The 1,540-nt window shown below is 74.1% G+C and carries 1 protein-coding gene; it reads left to right on the top strand.

Annotated features, from left to right (window positions below):
* On the top strand, nt 1–1,503 hold a 1,503-nt coding region (locus tag ACIQOV_RS40930), incomplete at its 5' end, for a hypothetical protein (protein ID WP_401056155.1).
* Nucleotides 1,504–1,540: the final 37 nt, after the last annotated feature.

Below are 1,540 nucleotides of genomic sequence, written 5' to 3'. Positions count from 1 at the left end.
GTCAACGTGGACGACGCCGCCGTCGCCCCGTCCGCCCCCAACGACCCGGTGATCAGCTCCTCCGACCCCGAGGTCGTCGCCCTCTTCGACTGGGCCAAGACCAAGGCCAACAGCTGGGTCCAGCAGCCCGGCGCCACCGGTGTGCTCGACCAGGACGAGAACCACCCCGGCGGCACCGGCACCACCACCTACGACGCCTCCTACTGGGCCGGCTACCCGTTCCGCTCCGCCTTCTACAGCCGTGACTTCGCCCACCAGCTGGTCGGCGCCCACCTGCTCGGGCTGGACGCCGAGAACAAGACCATGCTGCGCGGCTTCGCGGCCTCCGCCACCGACGTCAACCGGCTCTACCCGGTCTGGGCGCTCAACTTCGACGCCCGCAGCTACGCGGCCATCGACTACCGCGGCCCGGACCGCTTCGTCCGCGAGCTGCCCGCGCCGTTCGAACTCGTCCAGCAGGCCGGCGAGGCCTTCCGCTGGACCGGCGACCGGGACTACGCCGAGGACCCGGGCCTGGGCCGCTACGTCCGCAACACCCTCGGCCCCTTCATCGCCGCCCGCCCCGGCCCGGTCGACAACGGCGGGGTGCCGATCCCGCAGGCCACCAGCCGCAGCATCTTCGCCGGCACCGCCAGCTACGCCGAGAACGCCACCCGCACCTACGCCGAGGCGGGCGACGCGGTCGGCGCCCAGTACCAGGCCTACCTCGCCGCCGCGACACTGGCCGAGGCCCGGGGCGACGCCGCCTCCGCCGCCGGCTACCGGAAGGCCGCCGACCAGCTGCACACGTACGTCAACTCCACCTGGAGCGTGGACGGTTCGCAGCCCGGCGAGGTCGTCCACGGCTACGACACCACCGGCAAGCCGATCACCGGCTGGGGCTACGAGGCGAGCGTGCTGATGCCGGTCAAGCGGCTGCTCGACCCGGGCCCGCGCCGGGACGGCTTCCTCGCCGCCGTCGACGCCGCCGACTCCGGCCCGGAGCGCTCGGCCAACCTGGAGGCCTACACCTACCTCCCGGACGCCTTCTTCGCCAACCACGACGGCACCACCGCCTGGAAGTGGATGCGGCACATCTACGAGAGCACCGGCCAGCCGCACGTGAGCGGCGCGATGCTCAACGGCGACTACCCCGAGGTCCCGTTCACCCTGCTCGCCCAGACCGTCCAGGGCCTGCTCGGCGTCACCCCGGACGCCGCCGGCCACGCGCTCACCACCGCCCCGCAGCTGCCCTCCTCGATGGGCTGGCTCCAGGTCGCGGGCATCCCGGTGGGCGCCGGCACGGTGACCGTCCGCCACGACGGCACCCAGCGCAGCACCGTCACCAACACCGGTACCGAGCGGCTGACCTGGGAGGCCCGCTTCCCCGGGCAGCACGCCCGCGTCACCGTCGACGGCGCGCCGCGCGAGGCCCGCACCACGACCGTCGACGGCGTGACCTACACCTCCACCACCGTGACCCTCGCCCCGGGCCGCTCCGCGACCGCGACCGTCACCGACTGACCCCCACACCGCCCCACCCGCGGCCGGCCGGCCCCAC

Origin of the sequence: Kitasatospora sp. NPDC091257 (assembly GCF_044757675.1) — a bacterium.
Classification (GTDB): Bacteria; Actinomycetota; Actinomycetes; order Streptomycetales; family Streptomycetaceae; genus Kitasatospora; species Kitasatospora lactacystinica.
Note: the sequence above shows the minus strand (reverse complement) of the source record. Positions and strands in the feature narration are given on the sequence as shown.